The 26,997-nt window shown below is 67.0% G+C and carries 17 protein-coding genes; 14 read left to right on the forward strand and 3 right to left on the reverse strand.

Annotated elements, in window-relative coordinates; translation table 11 throughout:
* The first annotated feature begins 60 nt into the window (after positions 1–60).
* The 3 genes from CDN38_RS14185 to CDN38_RS14195 are packed head-to-tail and all read left to right on the forward strand — an operon-like array spanning position 61 to position 2,485.
* The gene (locus CDN38_RS14185) at positions 61–813 is read left to right on the forward strand and encodes a hypothetical protein (RefSeq protein WP_233026872.1); all 753 of its coding nucleotides are present in this window, start codon (positions 61–63) and stop codon (positions 811–813) included.
* Positions 810–1,976 (forward strand): glutathionylspermidine synthase family protein, encoded by a 1,167-nt coding sequence (locus CDN38_RS14190; protein ID WP_075509138.1) that lies wholly within the window; start codon positions 810–812, stop codon positions 1,974–1,976. The genes CDN38_RS14185 and CDN38_RS14190 overlap by 4 nt, the downstream gene beginning before the upstream one ends.
* Positions 1,977–2,029: 53 nt before the next feature.
* Positions 2,030–2,485, forward strand: a complete 456-nt coding sequence (locus CDN38_RS14195) for a DUF350 domain-containing protein (RefSeq protein ID WP_075509139.1) — start codon at positions 2,030–2,032, stop codon at positions 2,483–2,485.
* Positions 2,486–2,590: 105 nt separating this feature from the next.
* On the opposite strand, the gene CDN38_RS30805 is transcribed toward CDN38_RS14195, so the two are convergent.
* From CDN38_RS30805 to CDN38_RS14215, 3 genes are all read right to left on the reverse strand, one after another.
* Positions 2,591–4,522: an alanine racemase gene (locus CDN38_RS30805; protein WP_233026873.1), complete on the reverse strand. Its 1,932-nt coding sequence runs from the start codon at positions 4,520–4,522 to the stop codon at positions 2,591–2,593.
* 22 nt (positions 4,523–4,544) lie between these two features.
* Entirely contained in the window at positions 4,545–6,185 is a 1,641-nt protein-coding gene (locus CDN38_RS14210; protein ID WP_180276328.1) for an LGFP repeat-containing protein, read from the reverse strand.
* Positions 6,186–6,348: 163 nt separating this feature from the next.
* Positions 6,349–7,290, reverse strand: coding sequence for a hypothetical protein (locus CDN38_RS14215; protein WP_075509141.1), 942 nt, complete (start codon positions 7,288–7,290; stop codon positions 6,349–6,351).
* Positions 7,291–7,555: 265 nt separating this feature from the next.
* Here CDN38_RS14215 and glf point away from each other — a divergent pair, with 265 nt between their 5' ends.
* From glf to CDN38_RS14270, 11 genes are all read left to right on the forward strand, one after another.
* Positions 7,556–8,752: a UDP-galactopyranose mutase gene (gene glf, locus CDN38_RS14220; protein WP_099319012.1), complete on the forward strand. Its 1,197-nt coding sequence runs from the start codon at positions 7,556–7,558 to the stop codon at positions 8,750–8,752.
* A complete protein-coding gene (locus CDN38_RS14225; protein WP_075509143.1) occupies positions 8,749–10,659 on the forward strand; it encodes a glycosyltransferase in 1,911 nt (636 codons plus the stop codon). Before glf ends, CDN38_RS14225 begins: the two co-directional genes overlap by 4 nt.
* Positions 10,652–11,209 (forward strand): phosphatase PAP2 family protein, encoded by a 558-nt coding sequence (locus CDN38_RS14230; RefSeq protein ID WP_075509144.1) that lies wholly within the window; start codon positions 10,652–10,654, stop codon positions 11,207–11,209. The genes CDN38_RS14225 and CDN38_RS14230 overlap by 8 nt, the downstream gene beginning before the upstream one ends.
* Positions 11,206–12,114, forward strand: a complete 909-nt coding sequence (locus CDN38_RS14235) for a decaprenyl-phosphate phosphoribosyltransferase (RefSeq protein ID WP_075509145.1) — start codon at positions 11,206–11,208, stop codon at positions 12,112–12,114. Before CDN38_RS14230 ends, CDN38_RS14235 begins: the two co-directional genes overlap by 4 nt.
* Before the next feature lie 88 nt (positions 12,115–12,202).
* Entirely contained in the window at positions 12,203–14,080 is a 1,878-nt protein-coding gene (gene aftB, locus CDN38_RS14240) for a terminal beta-(1->2)-arabinofuranosyltransferase (RefSeq protein ID WP_099319013.1), read from the forward strand.
* Between the two features lie 384 nt (positions 14,081–14,464).
* Entirely contained in the window at positions 14,465–15,496 is a 1,032-nt protein-coding gene (gene ag85A, locus CDN38_RS14245) for a diacylglycerol acyltransferase/mycolyltransferase Ag85A (protein ID WP_075509147.1), read from the forward strand.
* A gap of 206 nt (positions 15,497–15,702) precedes the next feature.
* On the forward strand, positions 15,703–16,608 hold the full coding sequence (locus CDN38_RS14250) for an esterase family protein (protein ID WP_075509175.1): 906 nt from the start codon (positions 15,703–15,705) through the stop codon (positions 16,606–16,608).
* Positions 16,609–16,840: 232 nt separating this feature from the next.
* A complete protein-coding gene (culp6, locus tag CDN38_RS14255) occupies positions 16,841–17,857 on the forward strand; it encodes a carboxylesterase Culp6 (protein WP_075509148.1) in 1,017 nt (338 codons plus the stop codon).
* A gap of 347 nt (positions 17,858–18,204) precedes the next feature.
* Positions 18,205–20,094 (forward strand): long-chain-fatty-acid--AMP ligase FadD32, encoded by a 1,890-nt coding sequence (fadD32, locus tag CDN38_RS14260; RefSeq protein ID WP_075509149.1) that lies wholly within the window; start codon positions 18,205–18,207, stop codon positions 20,092–20,094.
* 23 nt (positions 20,095–20,117) lie between these two features.
* Entirely contained in the window at positions 20,118–25,418 is a 5,301-nt protein-coding gene (gene pks13 / locus CDN38_RS14265; RefSeq protein WP_075509150.1) for a polyketide synthase Pks13, read from the forward strand.
* Entirely contained in the window at positions 25,415–26,968 is a 1,554-nt protein-coding gene (locus tag CDN38_RS14270; protein ID WP_075509151.1) for an acyl-CoA carboxylase subunit beta, read from the forward strand. Before pks13 ends, CDN38_RS14270 begins: the two co-directional genes overlap by 4 nt.
* The last annotated feature ends 29 nt before the right edge of the window (positions 26,969–26,997 follow it).

The raw sequence follows: 26,997 nt of genomic DNA on the forward strand, positions 1-26,997 counted from the left end.
CCCCCTGGGCAGGAAGTGTGTCGCCACGTCGGGCCAGTTACCCGGACCGGAGGAGAGCTAGTGGGGTCGCAACCAGACCCACCCGTCAGCGGCCGACCCGACGACGACCAGAGCGGGCTTGCCGGGCGGCGCGAGGATGCGCAACCGGCACCGGAGGAGGAGCCCGCCGGGGCTGCCGAGCGGTCCGACGAAACGCCGCCGGCGGCGGAGGTCGGATCGGAGCAGGACGAGCCCGACGAGACGCAACCGGCGCCGGACGTCGGATCGGAACAGGACACGCCCGCAAAGCGCCGGGCTGGCAGCATCCAGTTTCAGGACGCGGAAACGTCGCGGCCGCGTCCCCCGACGCCGGCCGAGCTGCGGGCGCGATGGAAGTACGAGGACAAGCAGCGCGAGATCGAAGAGGCTCGGCTCGAGGCGAAGGCCAAGCGCGCCAAGCAGAAGCGTGTCCTGATGGGCGCCGCGGCCGGCGTCGGGGTGGTGGGTCTGGTGGCGGGCCTGGGGTACTGGTTGTTGACCCCGGAGCATGTCACCGCACAGTGCGTCCAGGACGACCCGAATGGCCAGCCGGTGATCGTTCCCGACAGCTACTGCACCGGCCATACCGCGGGTCTCAACGGCTTCTTCTTCTACGGCGGGCATCAGTACCGGTACTACTACGGCAGCTCCGGAACGGTCGGTCAACGCCCCAGCGGTGGCACCACGGTGGCGCCGAAGGGCGCCACGATCACCACCAAGTCCGGTACCACGATTTCGCGCGGCGGGCTCGGCGGCAGCGGCGGCAAGGGCGGCGGCGGGAGCAGCGGCTCGTGAAACGCGCCCGGACACAGCCACGTCCCGACTGGCGGTCCATCGTCGAATCGCAGGGCCTGGTGTACGGCACGCCCGCGCGCGATGTGGCCGGCGCCGACCGGCCGTACTGGGACGAGTCGGTGTACTACGAGTTCGACATGGACGAGATCCTGGCGCTGGAAGCCGATGTCGAACTGCTGCACTCGATGTGCCTGAACGCCGTCGAGCAGGTGGTGTTGATGGAGCGATACGCCGATTTCGGTCTGCCCGAATGGAGTTGGCCGTTTATCGCCGAATCCTGGCGGCGCTCCGATCCACATGTGTACGGGCGCTTCGACTTACGTTACGACGGTCGCCGGCCGGCGGTGCTGCTCGAATACAACGCCGACACCCCGACCACACTGCTGGAGGCCGCAATCCTGCAGTGGTATTGGCTGAAGGACAAGTTCCCCGCCGACGACCAGTGGAACTCGTTGCACGAACAGCTCGTCGAGCGCTGGAAGGCGGTCGCTGATCTGTTGCCGGGCAACGAGCTGCACTTCACCTGGTCGGGCGTGGAAGCAACCGGCGAAGACCAGATCACGACGACGTACCTGCAGGAGACCGCGGCCGAAGCCGGTTTCCAGACCGTCGGCTTGATGATCGAGGACGTCGGCTGGGATGCCGCGCTGGAGCGATTCGTCGATCTGGAAGAGGCGCCGATCGAGGCCATCTTCAAACTGCACCCGTGGGAATGGGTGCTCGATGACCAGTTCGGCAAACACGTGGTATCGAGCCTGCCGCAGACGATGTGGATCGAGCCGCTGTGGAAGGCGCTGTTATCCAACAAGGCGATCCTGGCGGTGTTGTGGGAGATGTATCCCGGGCACCCGAACCTGCTGCCGGCCTACATCGACGACCCGCACGAACTCACCGAATACGTTCGCAAACCCAAGCTGGGCCGCGAAGGCGCAAACATCACGATCGTCGGCGCCGGCATGGAGACCGCCACCGGCGGCGTCTACGGCGAAGAGGGCTTCGTCTACCAATTGCTGGATCCGCTACCGGAATTCGACGATATGCGTCCCGCGTTGGGGGCATGGATCGTTGGTGACTCGGCGGCCGGTCTCGGTATCCGTGAGACCGCCGGACTGGTCACCGACGACGGCGCGGCCTTTGTCCCACACCGAATTCCGCTGCAATGAGCCATTCCGCTGAAATGAAACCTTTCCGCCATATGAAACGGAGCTGACCTTCGATGACGACAACCATCCTGGCGCTGCATTCGGACTACTGGAGTTGGCTTGGGCGCGGGGTCGGCGCCGTCGTCTTGTACTCGATCCTCGGTCTGGTGCTGATGATCATCGGTTTCCACGCCATCGACTTCACCACCCCGGGACCGTTGCGCAAGATGGTCCGCGCCGGTAAGCCCAACGCCATCATCGTGGCCGCCGCCGGGATGGTGAGCATGGCGCTCATCGTGGTGCTGGCGATCTATTCATCGTCGGGCAGGCTCGCCGAGGGACTGCTGGCGTCGGCGACCTTCGGCGTCGTCGGCATCGCCGCCCAGGTGGTGATGATGCGGATCGCGACCCTGGTCATCGGAATCGACATGGACACGTTGTTTCAGGCCGACGAATACAGCTACGAGTGTCTTATCGTGGCGGCGGCGCAGTTCGCGCTCGGCATCGTGGTGGCGGTGGCGATCCTGTGACGTTCGCAAGCGATGCGGGGCGCTGGACCGCGTCGATCCGGTCACGCTGCCGCAGATCTCGGCGACAACCATTGTGGGCCCTAGAGCGTTACGGGGTAGTCTCTTTCACCATCTAGCCCGCAGCGATTTGGGTGCGACCGTGCAGCCTGCCAGCGAATCGGCGTCGATGGTGTGGGGCCGGTACGCCAACCCGGGCAATCGGGCCGTCATCGCCGCGACGGGATCTTCGGGAATGGGGCCGGATAGGCCGGACAGAAAAGCCCACTCGTGCTCGTCGCTGCCGAAATAAACTACGGTGTCAAAGGTTTGGTGAAAGCGCCGCCAAGAACGGCGCAGCGACTCGTTGCGCCACAGTGTCGGGCAGCCGGCCTGGGACACGACGACACGGCCGATTGCGCGGCATCGTCTGAGGAAGTCGGTGTCGTACAACCGGTTGTGCTGGGCGTGCCCGGTGTGCTCGTCGGGAAGATCGACCACGACGACGTCGTAGCACTCGGTGGACCGCTCCACGAATTCCCTGCCGTCACAGTAATGTACCGTGATCGGGCCGAATCCTAGTTCGGCCCTGCGTAGTTCGTCCATCGGGTAGCCATAGGGCAGATGCTGCGCGCAGAGCCGAACGGCATCTCGATCGATGTCGACGTGATCGACATGTGTTGCCCCGGCTGCCACCGCCAGCTGACATACCACGCCTTCGCCGGAACCGATGACCAGTACTCGGTCGATCCGCTCCGCCAACAGCAGCGCCGGCACCAGCAACGCCTCGTGATACACCAGCTGGCTGACCTCGGTGCTCTGCCGTTCGCCGTCGCTGAACAACGCCACGCCCTGGGCTGTCTTGCCGATCAGCAGTTGCTGGAATGGGGTCCGTTCCTCACAGATGACCTGGTGCAATTGCCAACGTCGGCTCAGCCCGGGCGCCAGCGGCTCGATGATCTCCCGGTCCGGTGAGCCGACACCGACCCCACCGACGAAATAGGTTGGCAGCGGCACAAATCCGTTGAACCCGACCGATGCGTAGCTCGCGGTGTAGGCCCCGGCGTCGTCGATCTGCACGCCGTCGCCGGGACGCAGCGTCACCGGAAGGGCGTAGCTGCGGTAGAGCACGTCGTCGCCGTCGCAGGTCGGTCCCGCGAGCACCGCATCGGCGACGGGGTCGCCGTCCCGGTCGGTCCTCAGGCGATAACGGATGTACTCGTTCTCCGTCTCCGCAAGACCCTGGTAGCGACCGATGTCGAGGTACACCCAACGGTGACCATCGGTACCGGTTCGCACCGACACCACCGCGGAGCTGATGACACCCGCTGAGCCCACGAGTGCGCGGCCGGGTTCGATCACCAGCCTGGGATGACGGGCGCCGAAATGACGTTCCAGCGCCGACCCGATGGTGTCGGCAACGGCGCTCAGTGGTGGTGCGTCGGTGGCATAGGCGATCGGGAAGCCGCCGCCGGCATTGACCGTCGTGAGGCCGTCGAACTCAGCGAATATGTCAGCGGCACAACGTATCCCGATCTCCCACGCGGCCGGGTCGAGCTGCTGGGAACCGACGTGAAAGCAGACGCCCTCGGGGCGCAAGCCCAGTTGCCGGGCATGTTCGAGCAGCCCGGCGGCCTCTGCGGGAGCGCAGCCGAACTTGTGGCCGAACGGCGTGACCGACGACGGAAACGCCGGAGCGATACGGCATTCCACGCCGGATCCGGGGGCGTGCTCGGCGATTGCGGTCAGGTCCGCAACGGTGTCGAACGCGAACCGTCGCACCCCGTTTGCCGACGCCTGCGCCACCTCCGAGGGCTTCTTGACGGTGTTGCCGAATGTCAGTCGGTCACCATCGATCCCGGCGGAACGGCACGCGCGGATCTCGCCGACCGAAGCGACGTCGAATGCGGCCCCTTCGGCCGCGAGCAGCCGCAGGATGGGTTCGCTCGGGTTCGCCTTGACCGCGTAGCGGATCGAAGCGCCGGGCAGCGCGGCTTGCAGCGCCGCGAAATTGTCCCGCACCCGAGCCAGGTCGATCGTCAGATACGGCGTCTCGGGCACGAGACGCAAGACTAACCGGACCTCAGTTCACTGGATGCGTTGGCAGCGAGAAGTGTTCGGGAGGGACCTCCGGGCCGCTCGGGGGCTGCGCGGACATGAGAGACAGCGGCGTCGTGATCCCGTCGACGACCTCGGTGACATTGCCGGTCAGCCGTTCGAAGTTCAACACCCCATGCTGGAAGTTCTGCGTGATCCGCAGCGGTTCTTGGATCTCCGCGCTGGTCGGCAGGCCGAGCGGGCCGCGTTCGTAGCTGAGCGCCGCCCAGGCGTCGTAAATCGCACCGGTGACCGGTTGGGCGCCGGTCTCGGGCGACCAGTACATCGCGCCCTTGGCGAAGGTCGCGTACCGAGCCGCACCCGCGGCCTCGGCCTCCGGCGAGGTCGGCGCGCCCAGCACGCTGTTCATCCCGCCCAGCGCCTGCCAGCGCTGGTAGATCACGCCGCCCTCCAGTGCCTTGAGCAACTCCTCCGGGGGATCGTTGAAATGTGCGGCGATGTCCCGGATTTCGTCCATCAGGGCATAACCGGCATTGCCCGGACAGTCGGTGTTGCCGACGTCGCGGTGGGTGAAGATGGCCGGCAACCGCGCTATCGCACCAGCCGGATAAGTGGTGTAGGAGCTGCCGGCCGACTCCAGTTCCACGGTGCCCTTGGGGTCGACGTCGTCCATGCCCAGCCGCCAGCCGAGCAGTCGCCCGACGGCGCGGAGTTGCAGCGGTGTCGGCGCGACGTCGTCGAAGTTGCCTATCATCGCCACACCCCAGGTGTCGCGGTTGAATCCGCCGGTGTGGAACGCCTCGACCGGTTTGGTGAGGCCGCCGGCGCTGCCCTCGAACACCTGGCCGTACTTGTCGACCAGCGCGTTGTAGGCGATATCGCACCAACCCAGCGTCTTGCTGTGATACGTATATATCGCCTTGACGATCGCGGCGGACTCCAGCGGCGAATAGTCGTTGCTGCCGGCGGTGTGGTGAATCACCGCGGCGCGAACCGCCCGGTCGTATTGCGGGCTACCGCAGCGCAGCGATTCGTCGGCTCCCCATTCCGCACGGCTGATGATGGGCGGCGCTTGGCCGGGCATCGTGACCCCGGTCGGCGGTGTCCACTGCGCTGGGACCGGCGCCTGCGGTGGCGAGATGAGGATCGCCGAGATGTTCTGCCCGAACGGCTGCTCCTTGGTGGCCGGACGATAGCCCAGGCCGGCCGGGTTCGGTTCGGCAGCGACCGGCGGCCGGGTCACCGGCGCATCGACCGGGCGGGTGACCGCTACCTGGACGGTCCTGGTGGTGCCGACGAACACCGGATCGGTGCTGCGCGGCCCCTCACCGCGGTCTGTGCCCGGTGCGTCGGGTGCTGCGGTTTCATACTCGGCTTGGTACCACGGCCCCCACGACCCGTCGGGGCGTTTGGCCCGCACCCGCGTCGAGGTACCGGCCAGGTCACCGGTCAATGCGACCAACGAAAACGGCGTGTCCTGAGTCAGTTCGCGTACCGTGACACCGCCGCCGAGGCCGATCAGCGGCTTCTCGACGAGTTGGGTGTCCTGCGCCGGCGGTCGCTCATGGGTGCTGTGATGAGGACGGTTCAGCACCCACGAGACGATGACCACCGTGGCGGCGACAGCGGTGACCAGCATGGTCGGGGCACGGCTGCGAGACGCCACCAGCCGATGTTACGTGTGTGCCTAGTGTTTCTAATGAGGCGACACGGTACTTATGGGGAAAACCTGTCGACGACACCGCAGAGTGATGACGTGGCGACTCTGCGGTGTCGTCAGGTGACAGGTCCCAAGGCCTTTCTCGAGGCTGCCTCGAGGCTGCGCGGCGTCAGGCGACCGGCGTTGTCGGCGGTGCCGGTGGTGCCACCACCGGTGCGGCGGCCGCCGGCACCGCGGGCGGGGCCACAGCGGGCGCACCGACGGCAGGTGCGCCAGCGGCCGGCGCCGCCGCGCCGCCGTTCTGGATGGCCTGCATGATGGACGGCATCAGCACGCCCTTCAGCAGGTCGATGGCCTGCCCGGCGCCCAGCTGATTGGCCGCCTGCATCACGTCGTTGAGGAGCCCGCCGCCGCCGCTGCCTGCGCCACCGGTGCCGGTGCCGATCGGGCTGGTAGCCGGCCCATAGCCGGTGCCTGGCCCGTAGCCCAACGACGGGTCTCCCAGGATCGGGTAGGTGCCGTCGGCCCCCGGGTCCAGACCGGCGGGCGTCGTGATGGGGATCTCGTTGGCGCCGCCGAGTGCCGGGTCCAGGCCCGTCGGGCTGGTCAGGCCCGGCGTCACTCCGGCGGGGCTGGTCAGCGCGGGATTCACCGCTGTCCCCGGTGTCGGCGGTGTCAAGGTGGTACCCGGCAGGGCCAGCGATCCCGGCGTCGACGGCGTCAAACCCGTCGGACTGGTTAGGCCCGGGCTGGTGAGCCCCGGGCTGGTGAGACCCGGACTGGTCAGCCCCGGACTGGTGAGACCCGGGCTGGTCAGGCCCGGACTGGTCAGGCCCGGGCTGGTCAGGCCGGTGCCGGCGGCACTGCTGCCGGTCAGGCTTGGCACCGGCGGCAGGTTGATACCGAACTGCGAAAGCCCTTGCGACAGGGCCGACATCAGCTCGCCGGGCAAATCGGCCACGCTTGCCGCCCGGACGAACTCGTGGTGCTCGGGCGGTTTGCTTCCCGCGGTCGATTCGTAAACGAGAAAGTATGCACAAGGACTCGCAACTGCCAGGGCCGCGACTGCGCTCATGGTGGTCGAGAGCTTGCGTCGGCGTCGATTCGGCACGGAAGTCTCCTCAATCTGGACTATTTATCGCGTCGGCTCCCTCCCCGCCATCGACGGAAGGAAACCCACAAGGTCGATGGTACGAGTGAGGTTTATGTGACTAGAGTGGCTATATCGAATCGTGAGGCAATCGCACCTAAGGCGCGATGTTGGGCTGGCGACGGACATGAGAACCTGCGCACTTGCCCAAAACCTGCGAGAACCCTCACTCACGCGAGCCGCCAAGTCGGGTTTTGGCAGTGGGGTCGGATAACCTAGGCAACCGATGACCGCACGTTTCGACCTCTTCGTCGTCGGTTCCGGATTCTTCGGCCTGACGATCGCCGAGCGCGTGGCTACCCAACTCGGCAAGCGGGTGCTCGTTGTCGAGCGACGCCCGCACATCGGCGGCAACGCCTATTCCGAGCCGGAGCCACAGACCGGGATCGAGGTTCACAAGTACGGCGCGCACCTGTTCCACACCTCCAATAAGAAGGTGTGGGACTACGTGCGGCAGTTCACCGACTTCACCGATTACCGGCATCGGGTGTTCGCGATGCACAACGGGCAGGCCTACCAGTTCCCGATGGGTCTGGGCCTGGTGTCGCAGTTCTTCGGCAGATACTTCAGCCCGGCCGAAGCGCGCCGGCTGATCGCCGAACAGGCATCCGAAATCCACACCGCCGACGCGCAGAACCTCGAGGAGAAGGCCATCTCGCTGATCGGCCGGCCGCTCTACGAGGCATTCGTCAAGGGCTACACCGCCAAGCAATGGCAGACCGACCCCGCTGAGTTGCCGGCTGCCGTCATCAATCGGCTGCCGGTGCGCTACACCTTCGACAACCGGTACTTCAGCGACACCTATGAGGGCCTGCCGGTCCACGGCTACACGGCGTGGCTGCAGAACATGGCCGCCGACGACCGCATCGAGGTCAGGCTGGACACCGACTGGTTCGACGTCCGCGACCAACTGCGCGCGGCCAGCCCGGATGCCCCGGTCGTTTATACCGGTCCGATCGACCGCTACTTCGATTACGCCGAGGGCCGGCTGGGCTGGCGCACCTTGGACTTCGAGGTGGAAGTGCTAGGCGACTGCGGTGATTTTCAGGGCACGCCGGTGATGAACTACAACGACCTCGACGTCCCGTACACCCGTATCCACGAGTTCCGGCACTTCCACCCCGAGCGCGATTACCCGACGGACAAGACCGTGATCATGCGCGAATACTCGCGGTTCGCCGAAGACGACGACGAGCCCTACTATCCGATCAACACCGAGGCCGACCGCGCCCTGTTGGCCGCCTACCGGACCAGGGCGAAGTCCGAGACAGCGTCAGCGAAGGTTCTGTTCGGCGGCCGCTTGGGCACCTATCAATATCTGGATATGCATATGGCCATTGCCAGCGCTTTGAGCATGTACGAGAACGTCCTCGCGCCGCACCTACGCGACGGCGCCGAACTGGACGGAGGCGCGCGGCAATGACCGCCGAAAGCCTGCTGTCCCGCATCATCCTGCCGCGACCGGGCGAACCGCTCGACGTGCGCAAGCTGTACCTCGAGGAGTCGACCACCAACTCGCGGCGCGCTCATGCGACCAGCCGCACCTCGCTGCAGATCGGCGCCGAGTCGGAGGTGTCGTTCGCCGCATATTTCAACGCGTTCCCGGCCAGCTACTGGCGACGCTGGTCGATCTGCACGTCCGTGGTGCTGCGCGTCGAGCTGACCGGCGCTGGGCGCCTCGACGTCTACCGAACCAAAGCCACCGGTGCCCGCATCTTCGTCGAGGGCCGTCAGTTCGTCGGCGCTCAGGACTGCCCGCCGGCGCAGCCGCAGGTCGTCGAGGTCGAGGTGAGCCTGCAACCGTTCGAGGACGGTGGCTGGATCTGGTTCGACATCACCACCGACACCAAGGTCACCCTGATCAGCGGCGGCTGGTACGCGCCTATTCCCGCTCCGGGCACCGCCAACGTCGCCGTCGGCATCCCCACCTTCAACCGCCCCGCGGATTGCGCCAACGCGCTGGCCGAACTCACCGCCGACCCGCTGGTGGACCAGGTGATCGGTGCGGTGATCGTGCCCGACCAAGGCACCCGCAAAGTCCGCGACCATCCGGACTTCCCCGCCGCCGCGGCTCGACTGGGCAATCGGCTCTCCCTTCACGACCAACCCAACCTGGGCGGTTCCGGCGGCTACAGCCGGGTGATGTACGAGGCGCTGAAAAACACCGATTGCCAACAAATCCTATTCATGGACGACGACATCCGCATCGAGCCGGACTCCATTCTGCGGGTGCTGGCCATGCACCGCTTCGCCAAGAGCCCGATGCTGGTCGGCGGGCAGATGCTCAACCTGCAGGAGCCGTCGCACCTGCACATCATGGGCGAAGTCGTCAATCGCTCGAACTTCATGTGGACCGCCGCGCCGCACGCCGAGTACGACCACGACTTCGCCGAGTACCCGCTCAACGACAAAGAAGACAAGAGCAAGCTGCTGCACCGGCGCATCGACGTCGACTACAACGGCTGGTGGACGTGCATGATCCCGCGGCAGGTGGCCGAGGAGCTGGGCCAGCCGCTGCCGTTGTTCATCAAATGGGACGACGCCGACTACGGTCTGCGCGCGGCCGAACACGGCTACCCGACGGTCACGCTGCCCGGCGCGGCGATCTGGCACATGGCCTGGAGCGACAAAGATGACGCGATCGACTGGCAGGCCTACTTCCATCTGCGCAACCGGCTGGTGGTGGCGGCGATGCACTGGAACGGTGACGTCACCGGCCTGGTCCGCAGCCACCTCAAAGCGACTCTGAAACACCTTGCCTGCCTGGAATATTCGACGGTGGCGATCCAGAACAAGGCCATCGACGACTTCCTCGCCGGCCCCGAGCACATCTTCTCCATCCTGGAATCCGCGCTGCCGGAAATACACCGGATCCGCAAGGCCTATCCCGATGCGGTCGTGCTGCCCGCCGCCAGCGAGCTGCCGCCGCCCTTGCACAGGAACAAGGTGATGAAGCCGCCGGTGAACCCGGTCACCATCGGTTACCGGCTCGCCCGGGGCATCGTGCACAATCTCACGACCGCCGACCCGGCCCACCATGAGCGCCCCGAGTACAACGTGCCCACCCAGGACGCCCGCTGGTTCCGGTTGTGCACGGTCGACGCGGTCACGGTCACGACGGCCGACGGCTGCGGAGTGGTCTACCGTCAGCGCGATCGGGCCAAGATGTTCGCGCTGCTGTGGCAGTCGCTGCGCCGCCAGCGTCAGCTGACCCGGCGCTTCGACGAGATGCGCAAGGTCTACCGCGCCGCGTTGCCCGTGCTGTCCAGCAAGCAGAAGTGGGAGACGGTGCTCTTCGCGGCGGCAAACCAAGAGCCGCAACATGCCTGAAGCCCGTCCGGTTGGGGCGCCGGCGCACGGCGAAGTCGCTGCGATAGTGGCCGTTCAGTCGGCGCTGGCCGACCGGCCGGAATCGCTGACCGTGGCCCAGGGGCTTTCCTACTTCGGCGAACACAGCATCGGGTGGCTGGCGGTGTCGGCGCTCGGGGCGGTTCTTTTCCCGCGGCGACGGCGGGATTGGCTGGTCGCCGGGGCCGGCGCCGTCACCGCCCACGCGGCGGCGGTATTGGTCAAGCGGGTGGTCCGGCGCAAACGGCCCCACCATCCGGCCGTCGCGGTCAACGTGGGCACGCCCAGTCAGCTGAGCTTCCCGTCGGCGCACGCGACCTCCACCACGGCCGCGGCCATCCTGATGAGCAGGGCCGCAGGCCTGCCCATCGGGCTGGGCGCGGCGGCGCTGGTGCCACCGATGGCCCTTTCCCGAATACTGCTGGGGGTGCATTACCCCAGCGACGTCGCCGCCGGTGTGGCGCTCGGCGCCGCCGTCGCGGCCGTTGCAGTGCGACTCGACGTCGGCCTGCAGAGGGGTGTGTCGATATGAGTGAAGACGTGGTGACCGGACCGCCGGCCAACCTGGTTGTCGGTGTGGTCAAGGCGATGCGCCCGCGGCAGTGGGTGAAAAACGTCCTGGTGCTGGCCGCGCCGCTGGCCGCGGCGGGCCGCGGCGTCCGATACGACTACGCCGAGGTGCTGACCAAGGTTTCGGTCGCGTTCGTGGTGTTCAGCCTGGCCGCCTCGGCGATCTACCTGATCAACGACGTGCGCGATGTGGAGGCTGATCGCGAGCACCCCACCAAGAGGTTCCGCCCGATCGCCGCCGGTGTGGTGCCCGAATGGCTGGCCTACGGGGTGGCGGCGGTGCTGGGAGTGGCCTCGCTGGCCATTGCCTGGTGGCTGACCCCCAGCCTGGCCGTGGTGATGGCCGTCTACCTGGCCATGCAACTGGGGTACTGCTACGGCCTCAAGCACCAAGCGGTGATCGACATCTGCATCGTGTCGTCGGCGTATCTGATCCGCGCCATCGCCGGCGGCGCGGCCGCCGACATTCCGCTGTCGCAGTGGTTCTTGCTGACGGCGGCGTTCGGGTCGCTGTTCATGGTGGCCGGCAAGCGTTACGCCGAGCTGCAACTCGCCGAGCGCACCGGCGCGGCGATCCGCAAGTCGCTGGAGAGCTATACCAGCACCTATCTTCGATTCGTCTGGACGCTCTCGGCCACCGCCGTGGTGGTGTCCTACGGGTTGTGGGCGTTCGAACGCGACCGGTACTCGGGGTCGTGGTACGCGGTCTCGATGGTCCCGTTCACCATCGCAATCCTGCGCTACGCCGTCGACGTCGACGGAGGGCTGGCCGGGGAGCCCGAAGACATCGCACTGCGCGACCGGGTGTTGCAGCTGCTGGCGCTGGCGTGGATAGGAACAGTTGGGGCCGCTGTTGCCTTCGGCTAGTTCGAGGTTCAAGGCCCTGCGGGCCAGCGCGCTGGCCCGCAGGCCCGCAGTCCGGCGGGTCAGGTGGCCGGTTTTTCCCTATGAGCCGGTGGTCCGGATCAGTCTGTGGGTCAGCGTGGCGGTGGTCTGCATGCTGTTCGGCTGGGGTGCGTGGCAACGACGCTGGATCGCCGACGACGGGCTGATCGTGTTGCGCACGGTGCGCAACCTGCTGGCCGGCAACGGGCCGGTGTTCAACATGGGTGAGCGGGTGGAGGCCAACACCTCGACGGTGTGGACGTATTTGGTCTACGTGGCCAGCTGGGTGGGCGGGCCGATGCGGCTGGAATATGTGGCGCTGGCCCTGGCCCTGATGCTGTCGTTGCTGGGGGTGGCGCTGCTGATGCTCGGCACCGGCCGCTTGTATGCCCCCAGCCTGCGCGGCCGCCGGGCGATCATGTTGCCGGCCGGCGCGCTGGTCTACATCGCGGTGCCGCCGGCCCGAGACTTCGCCACGTCAGGGCTGGAAAGCGGGCTGGTGCTGACCTATCTCGGGCTGCTGTGGTGGATGCTGGTGTGCTGGGCGCAGCCGCTGCGGGTCCGTCCCCACGGTCGGGTGTTCATCGGTGCGCTGGCCTTCGTCGCGGGATGCAGCGTGTTGGTCCGGCCCGAGCTGGCCTTGATGGGCGGCCTGGCCTTGATCATGATGCTGGTCGCGGCGCGGACCTGGCGCCGCCGGGTGCTGATCGTGGTAGCCGGCGGCTTGCTGCCGGTCGCCTACCAGATCTTCCGGATGGGCTACTACGCGTTATTGGTGCCCGGTACCGCGCTGGCCAAGGACGCCGCCGGCGACAAGTGGTCACAGGGCATGATCTATCTCTCGAATTTCAACCGGCCCTACGCCCTGTGGGTGCCGATCGTGCTGTTGGTGCCGCTCGGCTTGGTGCTGATGCTGGCTCGTCGCAGGCCGTCGTTCCTGCGTCCGGTGGTGGCGCCCGACTACGGGCGGGTGGCCCGGGCGGTGCAGAGCCCGGCGGCGGTGGTGGCCTTCATGGTCGGCAGCGGCCTGCTGCAGGCGCTGTACTGGATCCGGCAAGGCGGCGATTTCATGCACGGCCGGGTGTTGCTGGCGCCGCTCTTCTGCTTGCTGGCCCCGGTGGCGGTGATTCCCGTGTTACTGCCCGATGGCAAGGACTTCTCCAAGGAGACTGGTTACTGGCTTGCCGGCGTGGTCAGCATCCTGTGGCTGAGTGTGGCGGGCTGGGCGCTGTGGGCAGCGAACTCGCCGGGGATGGGCGACGACGCCACGCACGTCACCTATACGGGCATCGTCGACGAGCGCCGCTTCTATGCGCAGGCCACCGGACACGCCCATCCGCTGACCGCCGCCGACTATCTCGATTACCCGCGGATGGCCGCCGTGCTGACCGCGCTCGACAACACCCCCGAAGGCGCCCTGCTGCTGCCGTCCGGCAACTACAACCAGTGGGATCTGGTGCCGATGATCCCGCCGGGAACCGCTCCCGGTATCCCGGTCACCCAAAAGCCGCAACACGCAGTGTTTTTCACCAATTTGGGGATGCTGGGCATGAACGTGGGTCTCGACGTCAGAGTGCTCGACCAAATCGGGCTGGCGAACCCGCTGGCCCAACATACCGAGCGGTTGAAGCATGGCCGGATCGGCCACGACAAGAACCTGTTCCCCGACTGGGTGATTGCCGACGGCCCGTGGGTGAAGTGGTATCCCGGTGTTCCGGGTTACCTCGACCCGGCCTGGGTCGCGCAGGCGGAGGCGGCCCTGCGATGCCCTGCGACCCAGGCGGTGCTGAACTCGGTCCGAGCGCCGTTGACCGTGCGCCGTTTTGTGTCCAACGTGGTGCACTCCTTCGAGTTCACCCGGTACCGGATTGACCGGGTGCCGCTCAACGAACTCATCAGGTGCGGGCTCGAGGCGCCCGACGTGCCGCCGGCCCCGGCTCGAGAGTGATTTGGGGCCAGCGATCCGGCCCGAATGCCGGCCCGCGCGGTCCTTGCCGCGAAGAATTTCGGCCCCATTGCGATCGGGCGTCCGCGACGCGCGTCCCGCGGTTTGAGGCGAGACTGACAGCAACATCACATTTGAGCCGTCACCAGCGGCCACCGAACCCCGGGCACATGCGGAAACGAGATCTCGGGCCGCCGGATCCGATGCGAAAATCACCCGGAATGGCGGCCCGGTAACGCTTTCGGCGCAGTGCTCGATGAGAGAACCGACCCCAAGTTGTGGTTGACTACACGGGCACTGCGACGCCGAGCGCGCGCAGTCTGACGTAGTTGAGGATGCGCCCTATCCACCGGATGCGCCTAAAAGATTGAGGATGAGGAAGCAAGGATGAAGCTTGTTGACAGGTTTCGTGGCGCCGTGACGGGTATGCCGCGCCGACTCATGGTGGGAGCCGTTGGTGCGGCCCTGCTGTCGGGTCTGGTTGGTGTCATTGATGTCACTGGCGGTTCGGCGACCGCGAGTGCGTTCTCGCGGCCGGGCCTGCCGGTGGAATACCTGCAGGTGCCCTCGGCGGCCATGGGCCGCGACATCAAGGTCCAGTTCCAAAGTGGTGGGGCCAACTCGCCGGCGGTGTACCTGCTCGACGGCATGCGCGCCCAGGAGGACTTCAGCGGCTGGGACATCAACACCCCGGCGTTCGAGTGGTACTACCAGTCGGGCCTGTCGGTGGTCATGCCGGTCGGCGGGCAATCCAGCTTCTACTCGGACTGGTACAACCCGGCCTGCGGTAAGGCCGGCTGCACCACCTACAAGTGGGAGACCTTTCTGACCAGCGAGTTGCCGCAGTACCTGTCGGCCAACCGGCAGGTCAAGCCGACCGGCAGCGCTGCGGTCGGTTTGTCGATGGCTGGCTCGTCGGCGTTGATCCTGGCCGCGTACCACCCGGCGCAGTTCGTCTACGCCGGATCGCTGTCGGCGCTGCTGGACCCGTCGCAGGCGATGGGGCCGTCGCTGATCGGTCTGGCCATGGGCGACGCCGGGGGTTACAAGGCCTCCGACATGTGGGGTCCCAAGGATGACCCGGCGTGGCAGCGCAACGACCCGACGCTGCAGGTGGGCAAGCTCGTCGCCAACAACACCCGCATCTGGGTGTACTGCGGCAACGGCAAGCCGTCCGACCTGGGTGGCGACAACCTGCCCGCCAAGTTCCTCGAGGGCTTCGTGCGGACCAGCAACCTGAAGTTCCAGACCGCCTACAACGCGGCCGGTGGTCACAACGCCGTGTGGAACTTCGACGACAACGGCACGCACAGCTGGGAGTACTGGGGCGCGCAGCTCAACGCCATGAAGCCGGACCTGCAGCACACGCTGGGCGCGACCCCCGGCGGCGGCGGCACCAGCACCACGCAGGGCACCTAGACGCCCTGGGCGCCGCAACGGCGTCCGATAACCCGCAATCAACGGCGGCGACCCTCCGGGGTCGCCGCCGTTGGCTATTTCCGCGTTATCTCCCCTTTATCCCCTTGTGTGCGGTGTGGTTAGCTACCTTGCGGGCCGGGGCTTGCCTCGAACCCGCCGCACGGTCGGGCGCTGCGGGCACGCAGCGATACACGATGGAGGTGGACATGAGGGGTCTGTCGGTGTTGCTGCGGCTGCTCTGCGTTGCGGTGCTGTCGATCGCATTGGGCGGTGTCACGGCGGCCGCAGGATCGTCGGGCACGGCCAAAGCCGCCCCGTACGAGACCCTGATGGTGCCGTCGGGCGCCATGGGCCGCGACATCCCGGTCGCGTTCCTGGGCGGCGGCCCGCACGCGGTGTACCTGCTGGACCCCTTCAACGCCGGCCCGGACGTGAGCAACTGGGTTACCGCGGGTAACGCGATGAACACCCTGGCCGGCAAGGGAATCTCGGTGGTCGCCCCGGCCGGCGGTGCCTACAGCATGTACACCAACTGGGAGCAGGACGGCAGCAAGCAGTGGGAAACCTTCCTGTCCAGCGAGCTTCCTGATTGGCTGGCCGCCAACAAGGGCCTGGCACCCGGTGGTCACGCCGCCGTCGGCGCATCTCAGGGCGGCTATGGCGCGATGGCGCTGGCCGCGTTCCACCCGGACCGATTCGGCTTCGCCGGATCGCTCTCCGGGTTCCTGTACCCGTCGAGCACCACCACCAACGGCGCGATCCTCGCCGGTCTGCAGGAGTTCGGCGGTGTGGACGGCAACGGCATGTGGGGTGCCCCACAGTTGGGCCGGTGGAAGTGGCACGACCCGTGCGTGCATGTCACTCTGCTGGCGCAGAACAACACCCGGGTGTGGGTATGGAGTCCCACTAACCTGGGTGCCAGTGATCCTGCCGCCATGATCGGTCAAGCCGGTGCGGCGATGGGTGACAGTAGGTCGTTCTACCAGCAGTATCGCAACGTCGGCGGGCACAACGGCCACTTCGACTTCCCGGGCGGCGGCGACAACGGCTGGGGCTCGTGGTCGGCACAGCTGGGCGCCATGTCCGGCGATATCGTCGGCGCGATCCGCTAGCGAGCCGACGGGCGGGCCCACCTAGCCGGCCCCGGACACGCGTAGCGCGGACATCGTCCGGGACGGAACCTCCTCACCAGCCGGTACCGTGTATGGGGTGCAGCACAGGGCGGTGCCACCGTGTTCCGACGCGGTGTGGGGTGACTTCGGGCGGCTCGGGCGGTGAGCATGCGCGACACCGCCGCCGACCGCACGCTGTACTCAGACTTACCGACGCTGCTAGCAGGAGAACATGGCTACCAACTCCCGGCGCAGAAGACGCCGCCAACGAATCCTCGCCTGGGTTGCGGCCGGCGCCCTGGCGTCGGTCGTCGCGCTGGTCATCGTTGCCGGCGTGGTCATGCTGCGCCGCCAAGAAGCGCCGCCCAGCGCAGTACCGCCCGGGGTACTGACCCCAGGTCCCACCACCTCTCATCCACGCAAGCCCCGGCCCGCCTACCAGGATGCGTCCTGCCCGGACGTGCAGTTGATCTCCGTACCCGGCACCTGGGAGTCGTCGCCGCAGGATAACCCGCTTAACCCGGTGCAGTTCCCGAAGGCGTTGCTACTCAATGTGACCGGGCCCATCTCCCACCAGTTCCCCGCACCGCGGGTGCAGACATACACGGTTCCCTACACCGCGCAGTTCCACAATCCGCTCAGTTCCGACGGTCAGATGTCTTATAACGAAAGCCGGGCGGAGGGCACCCGCGCGATGGTGCAGGCCATGAAGGACATGAACAACAAGTGCCCCTTGACCAGCTATGTGGTGGTCGGTTTCTCGCAGGGGGCGGTGATTGCCGGCGACGTGGCCAGCGATATCGGCAACGGCCGCGGTCCGGTCGACGACGACCTGGTGCTGGGCGTGACGCTGATCGCCGATGGCCGTCGCCAGCCGGGGGTGGGAAACGACATCCCGCCCAGCCCCCCGGGTGAGGGCGCCGAGGTCACCCTGCATGAGGTGCCGGTGCTGTCCGGGCTCGGCTTGACGATGACCGGGGCACGCCCAGGCGGTTTCGGCGCGCTCGACAGCCGCACCAACGAGATCTGCGCCCAGGGCGATCTGATTTGCGCCGCCCCGCAAGAGGCGTTCAGTCCCGCCAACCTGCCGACCACCCTCAACACATTGGCCGGCGGTGCCGGCCAACCGGTCCACGCGATGTACGCCACCCCCGAATTCTGGAACTCCGACGGGTCGCCGGCGACGCAATGGACGTTGAACTGGGCGCTTGACCTCATAGACAAGGCGCCGCATCCCAAACACGGCTGAGATGGGACGCGCGGCCCGAACGCCGTCCGCGGGGCCAGCCGTCACAGCACCCGCGTGCTTGCAGATTGGGGCACCCGGACACAGCCGCTAGTGCCCCGATCGTTACGCGAACAGCGGTACCTTGTGATTTGGTCTGTCGCCTCGCGCCCCTTAACATATTAAGAGAAATTTAAGAGCATGTGGATGACCCGGTTGAGTCGTAACTGGCAACGATCGGCGCGCCCGCGAGTGTTGGCGCCGCTCAGAGGCCCGGATCGAGCACGGATGTAACTCGTCGGCGGAGCCGACCAGGATGTAAACCCCGTCGGCGTGGCCGACCAAGCAGTGTTGTGACAGGAGAGGGCGGTATGGCGTACCACAACCCATTCATCGTGAATGGAAGAATCCGGTTTCCGGAGAACACCAATCTGGTGCGTCACGTCGAAAAGTGGGCGCGGGTGCGTGGCGACAAGCTGGCCTACCGGTTCCTGGACTTCTCCACCGAACGGGACGGCATCGAGCGTGACATCCTGTGGTCGGAGTTTAGCGCGCGCAACCGCGCGGTCGGCGCCCGCCTGCAACAGGTCACCCAGCCCGGCGACCGGATCGCCATCCTGTGCCCACAGAACCTGGACTACCTGATCTCCTTCTTCGGCGCGCTGTACTCCGGCCGGATCGCGGTGCCGTTGTTCGACCCGGCCGAGCCGGGCCACGTCGGCCGGTTGCACGCGGTGCTCGACGACTGCACCCCGTCGACCATTCTGACCACCAGCGACTCAGCCGAGGGTGTGCGCAAGTTCATCCGCAGCCGCTCGGCCAAGGAGCGGCCCCGGGTAATCGCCGTCGACGCGGTTCCCACCGAGGTCGCCGCGACCTGGCAGGAGCCCGACGCCAACGAGTCGACCACGGCCTACCTGCAGTACACCTCCGGATCGACCCGCACCCCGACCGGCGTGCAGATCACCCATCTGAACCTGCCCACCAACGTGCTGCAGGTGCTCCATGCCCTGGAAGGGCAAGAAGGCGACCGCGGTGTCAGTTGGCTGCCGTTCTTCCACGACATGGGCCTTATCACCGTGCTGCTGACGTCGGTGCTGGGCCACAGCTTCACCTTCATGACCCCGGCCGCGTTCGTGCGCCGGCCCGGCCGCTGGATTCGCGAACTCGCTCGTAAGCCCGGCGAAATCGGGGGAACATTCTCCGCCGCGCCGAACTTCGCCTTCGAGCATGCGGCGGTGCGCGGTTTGCCCCGCGACGACGACCCACCATTGGACCTGAGCAACGTCAAGGGCATCCTCAACGGCAGTGAACCGGTGTCGCCGGCGTCGATGCGCAAATTCTTCGAAGCCTTTGCGCCGTACGGTCTGCCCGAGACTGCGGTCAAGCCGTCCTACGGTCTGGCCGAGGCGACGCTGTTCGTCTCGACTACCGCGCCCAACGAGCCGCCGACCGTCATCCACGTCGACCGCGACGAGCTCAACAATCAGCGTTTCGTCGAGGTGCCCGCCGACGCGCCGAACGCCGTCGCGCAGGTCTCGGCCGGCAAGGTCGGCGTCGACGAGTGGGCGGTCATCGTCGACCCGGACACCGCCAGTGAGTTGCCGGACGGGCAAATCGGCGAAATCTGGCTGCACGGCAACAACCTGGGCATCGGCTACTGGGGCAAGGAAGAAGAATCCGCTCAGACATTCCGCAACATCCTGAAGTCGCGGATCAGCGAGTCGCACGCCGAGGGAGCCCCCGACGACGGCCTATGGGTACGCACCGGCGACTACGGCACCTACTTCAAGGGACACCTCTATATAGCGGGCCGGATCAAGGACCTGGTCATCATCGACGGCCGCAACCACTACCCGCAGGACCTGGAGTACACCGCACAGGAGTCGAACAAGGCCTTGCGGGTCGGCTACGTGGCCGCCTTCTCGGTGCCCGCCAACCAGCTGCCGCAGCAGGTGTTCGACGACCCGCACGCCGGGCTGAAGTTCGACCCCGAGGACACCTCCGAGCAGCTGGTGATCGTCGCCGAACGCGCTGCCGGTACGCACAAACTGGAATACCAGCCGATCGCCGACGACATCCGTGCCGCTATCGCCGTCGGGCATGGGGTGACCGTGCGGGACCTGCTGTTGGTGTCGGCCGGCACGATTCCCCGGACCTCCAGCGGCAAGATCGGACGGCGCGCGTGCCGGGCTGCCTACCTCGACGGCAGCCTGCGCAGCGGCGTCGGTTCCCCGACGGCGTTTGCCACCGAATCCTGAGACCCAAAACCACAAAGGTACCCATGGCTGACATCGACGACCCTCAGAACCCCGAAGCGAACTTGCCCGACCACAAGTCGGACTTAACGGTCCCCGAGATGCGGCAGTGGCTGCGCAACTGGGTGGGCAAGGCGGTCGGCAAGTCGCCGGACTCGATCGATGAGTCGGTGCCGATGGTGGAGTTGGGATTGTCGTCGCGCGATGCCGTGGCGATGGCCGCCGACATCGAAGACCTGACCGGCGTCACGCTGTCGGTCGCGGTGGCCTTCCAGCATCCGACCATCGAGTCGCTGGCCACCCGGATCGTCGAAGGCGAACCCGAAACCGCAGATGACGGTGTCGACGTCACCGACTGGACCCGCAACGGTCCCGCCGAGCGGGTGGACATCGCGATCGTGGGATTGTCCACCCGGCTGCCCGGCGACATGAACACCCCCGACGAAACCTGGCGAGCGCTGCTGGAAGGCCGCGACGCCATCACCGACCTGCCCGAGGGCCGCTGGACGGAATTCCTCGAAGAGCCCCGGCTGGCCGAGCGGGTCAAGGCGGCGCGTACCCGCGGTGGCTACCTGAAGGACATCAAGGGCTTCGACTCGGAGTTCTTCGCGGTGGCCAAGACCGAGGCCGACAACATCGACCCGCAGCAGCGGATGGCGCTGGAACTGACCTGGGAGGCGCTCGAACACGCCCGCATCCCGGCCTCGAGCCTGCGCGGCGGGGCCGTCGGCGTCTACGTCGGTGTCTCCAACAACGACTACAGCTTCCTGGCCGTGTCGGATCCGACGGTCGCGCACCCCTACGCGATCACCGGCACCGCCACCTCGATCATCGCCAACCGGGTGTCCTACTTCTATGACTTCCGGGGGCCTTCGGTCGCGGTCGACACCGCATGCTCGAGCTCGCTGGTGGCCACCCATCAGGCGGTGCAGGCGCTGCGCAACGGCGAATGCGACGTCGCGGTGGCCGGCGGTGTCAATGCGCTGATCACCCCGGTGGTGACGCTGGGTTTCGACGAGATCGGACAGGTGCTGGCGCCCGACGGCCGGATCAAGTCGTTCTCTGCCGACGCCGACGGCTACACCCGCTCCGAGGGCGGCGGGATGGTGGTGCTCAAGCGGGTCGACGACGCGCGCCGCGACGGCGACCAGATCCTGGCCGTGATCGCCGGCAGCGCGGTCAACCACGACGGCCGGTCCAACGGCTTGATCGCACCCAACCAGGACGCCCAGGCCGACGTGCTGCGTCGGGCCTACAAGGACGCGGGCATCGATCCGCGCACCGTCGACTACATCGAGGCGCACGGCACCGGAACAATCCTCGGTGACCCGATCGAGGCCGAGGCGCTGGGCCGCGTCGTGGGCAAGGGTCGTCCCGCCGATCGGCCGGTGCTGCTCGGCGCGGTGAAAACCAATGTCGGACACCTGGAGTCGGCGGCCGGTGCGGCCAGCATGGCCAAGGTGGTGCTGGCGCTGCAGCACGACAAGCTGCCGCCGTCGATCAACTTCGCCGGGCCCAGCCCCTACATCGACTTCGACACGATGCGACTGAAGGTGATCGACACGGTGACCGACTGGCCGCGCTACGGCGGGTACGCCGTGGCGGGGGTGTCGAGCTTCGGCTTCGGCGGGGCCAACGCGCACGTGGTCGTGCGCGAGGTCTTGCCGCGCGACGTGGTGGAGAAAGAGGCGCGTGAATCCGAACCCGCGCCGGCGGCGCCCGCCGAGGCGGCCCCGTCCGAGGCGCCCGCGCTGGAAGGCCACGCGCTGCGGTTCGACGACTTCGGCAACATCATCACCGACGCGGCCGCGGCTGCCGAGGACGACGAACCGGAGCTGCCGGGCGTCACCGAAGAAGCGCTGCGGCTCAAGGAAGCCGCGTTGGAAGAGCTCGCCGCGGAAGAACCTCAGCCGCCGCTTATCCCGCTTGCGGTGTCGGCGTTTCTGACCTCACGCAAGAAGGCCGCAGCCGCCGAGCTGGCCGACTGGATGGAAACCGCCGAAGGGCAGGCGTCGTCGCTGGAGTCGATCGGCCGCTCGCTGTCGCGGCGCAACCACGGCCGTTCCCGCGCGGTGGTGCTGGCCCACGACCACGAGGAAGCCATCAAGGGCCTGCGCGCGATCGCCGCCGGCAAGCAGGCGCCGAACGTGTTCAGCGTCGACGGGCCGGTGACCAACGGTCCGGTGTGGGTGCTGGCCGGGTTTGGCGCCCAGCACCGCAAGATGGGCAAGAGCCTGTATCTGCGCAACCCGGTCTTCGCCGAGTGGATCGAAAAGGTCGACGCCCTGGTGCAGGACGAGCTGGGGTATTCGGTGCTCGAGCTGATCCTCGACGACTCGCAGGACTACGGCATCGAGACCACCCAGGTCACCATCTTCGCGATCCAGATCGCCCTGGGTGAGCTGCTCAAGCACCACGGCGCCAAGCCGGCCGCGGTGGTGGGGCAGTCGCTGGGCGAGGCGGCGTCGGCGTATTTCGCCGGGGGCCTGTCGCTGCGCGACGCCACCCGCACCATCTGCTCGCGCTCGCACCTGATGGGCGAGGGCGAGGCGATGCTGTTCGGCGAGTACATCCGGTTGATGGCGCTGGTGGAGTACTCCGCCGACGAGATCGAAACTGTCTTCCCGGACTTTCCTGATCTCGAGGTGTGCGTCTACGCCGCGCCCACCCAGACGGTCATCGGCGGCCCGCCCGAGCAGGTCGACGCGATCATCGCCCGCGCGGAGGCCGAGGGCAAGTTCGCCCGTAAGTTCCAGACCAAGGGCGCCAGCCACACCTCGCAGATGGATCCGCTGCTCGGTGAGCTGTCCGCCGAGCTGCAGGGCATCAAGGCGATGAGCCCCACCTGCGGGATCTATTCGACGGTGCATGAGGGCAGCTACATCAAGCCGGGCAGCGAGCCCATCCACGACGTCGAGTACTGGAAGAAGGGCCTGCGACACAGCGTCTACTTCACCCACGGGATCCGCAACGCCGTCGACAGCGGGCACACCACCTTCCTGGAACTGGCGCCCAACCCGGTGGCGCTGATGCAGGTGGGTCTGACCACGGCCGCCGCCGGTCTGCATGACGCCCAGCTGATCCCGACGCTGGCCCGTAAGCAGGACGAGGTCGAGTCGATGATCTCGACCATGGCCCAGCTCTACGTGTACGGCCACGACCTGGACATCTGGACGCTGTTCAGCCGTGCCAAGGGCCCCGAAGATTTTGCGAACATTCCGCCGACCCGCTTCAAGCGCAAGGAGCACTGGCTCGACGCGCATTTCTCCGGCGACGCCTCGGTGATCATGCCGGGTAACCATGTCGCGCTGCCGGATGGCCGCCACGTGTGGGAGTACGCCCCGCGCGACGGCCAGCCGGACCTCGCGGCTTTGGTGAGAGCCGCTGCGGCCCAAGTGCTTTCGGACGCACAGCTGACGGCCGCCGAGCAGCGCGCGATACCCGCCGATGGTGCCCGGCTGGTGACGACCATGACCCGGCATCCCGGCGGCGCCTCCGTCCAGGTGCACGCCCGCATCGACGAATCGTTCACGCTGGTCTACGACGCCCTGGTGGCCCGGGCCGGTTCCGAAGCGGTGCTGCCGGTCCAGGTTGGGGCGGGCGCGGCGATCACCGCTGCACCCGCTTTGGTCCCCGAAGCTTCGGTCGAGGAATCGGAAGCCGACACGCTGACCGACAGCCTGACCAACCGCTACCTGCCGAGCGATGTGGGCAGATGGTCACCGGATTCCGGGGAGACCATCGCCGACCGGTTGGGCCTGATCGTCGGGTCGGCGATGGGTTACGAGCCCGAGGACCTGCCGTGGGAGGTGCCGCTGATCGAGCTCGGTCTGGACTCGCTGATGGCGGTGCGGATCAAGAACCGCGTCGAGTACGACTTCGACATGCCGCCGATTCAGTTGACGGCGGTGCGCGACGCCAATCTCTACAACGTCGAAAAGCTGATCGAGTACGCGGTCGAGCACCGCGACGAGGTCGAGCAGCTCAGCGAGTACCAGAAGACCCAGACGGCCGAGGAGATTGCCCGGGCACAGGCTGAATTGGTCAGTGGTGCAACGGTTTCCACGGTGACTGCGCCGGCGCCCGATCCGCAAGCCGCACCGCATACCCAGGGCGCACCCGCTTCGGACGTTCCCGTCCCGCCGCCGCCGACGGACCCCTCCGGCCCCACCGGTAATGGGCAGCCCAACCTGGTGGCCGCCGCGGAAGCGCTCAATCAGGAAGCGGTCGCAAAGGCGCTCAATTCCGACGTGCCGCCGCGCGATGCCGCCGAGCGGGTCACCTTCGCCACCTGGGCGATCGTCACGGGCAAGTCGCCGGGCGGCATCTTCAACCCGCTGCCTAGGTTGGACGACGACAAGGCGGCCAAGATGGCGCAGCGGCTCTCCGAGCGCGCCGAAGGCCCGATCACCGCCGAGGACGTGCTGACGTCGGAGAACATCGAGGCACTGGCCGACAAGGTGCGCGGCTACCTGGAGGCCGGGCAGATCGACGGGTTCGTGCGCACGCTGCGGGCCCGGCCCGAAGGCAGCACCAAGCCGCCGGTGTTCGTGTTCCACCCGGCCGGCGGGTCGACCGTGGTCTATGAGCCACTGCTCAACCGGCTGCCGGCCGACACCCCGATGTACGGCTTCGAACGGGTCGAGGGGTCGATCGAAGAGCGTGCCGCACAATATGTTCCGAAGCTGGTCGAGATGCAGGGCGACGGGCCCTACATCCTGGTCGGCTGGTCGCTGGGTGGGGTGCTGGCCTACGCGTGCGCCATCGGGCTCAAGCGGCTGGGCAAGGACGTCCGGTTCGTGGGCCTGATCGATGCGGTGCGCGCCGGCGAGGAGATCCCGCAGACCAAGGAGGAGATCCGCAAGCGCTGGGACCGCTATGCCCGCTTCGCCGAGAAGACCTTCAACGTCACCATCCCGGAGATCCCGTACGAGCAGCTCGAGGAGCTCGACGACGAGGGCCAGGTCCGGTTCGTGCTCGACGCCGTCCGGGAGTCCGGGGTACAGATCCCGGCCGGGATCATCGAACACCAGCGCACGTCGTACCTGGACAACCGGGCGATCGACACCGCGCAGATCCAGCCTTACGACGGGCACGTCACCCTCTACATGGCCGACCGATACCATGACGACGCGATCATGTTCGAGCCGCGATATGCCGTTCGCCAGCCGGACGGCGGTTGGGGCGAATACGTCTCCGACCTCGAGGTCGTGCCGATCGGTGGTGAGCACATCCAGGCCATCGATGAGCCGATCATCGCCAAGGTGGGCGAGCACATGAGCCGCTCGTTAGAGAACGTCGAGGCTGAACAGAGGGCCCCTCAGTGAGCACCAAGACCACGGCCGAGCTGCTGGCCGAACTACGCGAAAAGCTGGAGCTGGCCAAGGAGCCCGGCGGTGAGAAGGCCGCCGCCAAGCGCGACAAGAAGGGCATCCCGAGTGCCCGCGCCCGCGTCTACGACCTGGTGGACCCGGGCACCTTCTTCGAAATCGGGGCGTTGTGCCGCACTCCGGGCGACCCCAACGCGCTCTACGGCGACGGGGTGGTGACCGGGCACGGCCTGATCAACGGCCGCCCGGTCGGGGTGTTCTCCCACGACCAGACGGTGTTCGGCGGCACGGTCGGGGAGATGTTCGGCCGCAAGGTGGCCCGCTTGATGGAGTGGTGCGCGATGGTCGGCTGTCCGATCGTCGGCATCCAGGACTCCGGCGGCGCCCGCATCCAGGACGCCGTCACGTCGTTGGCGTGGTATGCCGAGCTGGGCCAACGTCACGAAGCGCTGTCCGGGGTGGTGCCGCAGATCTCCCTCATCTTCGGCAAGTGTGCTGGGGGAGCGGTCTACTCGCCGATCCAGGACGACCTGCTGGTCTCGGTGCGTGACCAGGGCTACTTTTTCGTCACCGGTCCCGACGTGATCCGCGAGGTCACCGGCGAGGAGGTCACCCTCGACGAGCTCGGCGGCTCCGACGCGCAGGCCCGCTACGGCAACATCCACCACGTGGTGAACTCCGAAGCCGAGGCGTTCCAGTACGTGCGCGACTTCCTGTCGTTCCTGCCGTCCAACTGCTTCGGCAAGCCGCCGGCCATCAATCCCGGACTGGAACCGGAGATCACCCCGACCGACCTGGAGTTGGATTCGATCGTCCCGGACTCCGACAATGCGGCCTACGACATGCACGAGATCCTGCTGCGCATCTTCGACGACGGCGACTTTCTGGACGTCGCCGCGCAGCACGGGCCGGCCATCATCACCGGGTACGCCCGGGTCGACGGGCGTCCGGTGGGCGTGATCGCCAACCAGCCCATGCACATGTCCGGGGCCATCGACAATGAGGCTTCCGACAAGGCGGCGCGGTTCATCAGGTTCTGTGATTCGTTCCAGATCCCGCTAGTGTTCGTGGTGGACACCCCCGGGTTTCTGCCGGGCGCCGAGGAGGAGAAGCGGGGCATCATCAAGCGCGGCGGGCGGTTCCTGTACTCCGTGGTCGAGGCCGATGTGCCGAAGGTGACCATCACGGTCCGCAAGTCCTATGGCGGCGCCTACGCGGTGATGGGCTCGCGGCAGCTGACCGCCGACTTCAACTTCGCCTGGCCCACCGCGCGCATCGCGGTGATCGGCGCCGAGGGGGCCGCGCAGCTGCTGATGAAACGCTTCCCGGACCCCAATGCGCCGGAAGCGCAGGCAATTCGCAAGTCTTTCATCGAGAACTACAATCTCAACATGGCGATCCCCTGGATCGCCGCCGAGCGCGGATTCATCGACGCGGTCATCGATCCGCACGAAACCCGGTTGCTGCTGCGCCGGTCGATGCACCTGTTGCGGGACAAGCAGCAATGGCAACGGTTGGGCCGCAAGCACGGGCTGATCCCGGTCTAACTCTAACGCCGAGCAGACGCAGAATCGCC

This window comes from Mycobacterium ostraviense (assembly GCF_002705925.1).
GTDB lineage: Bacteria > Actinomycetota > Actinomycetes > Mycobacteriales > Mycobacteriaceae > Mycobacterium > Mycobacterium ostraviense.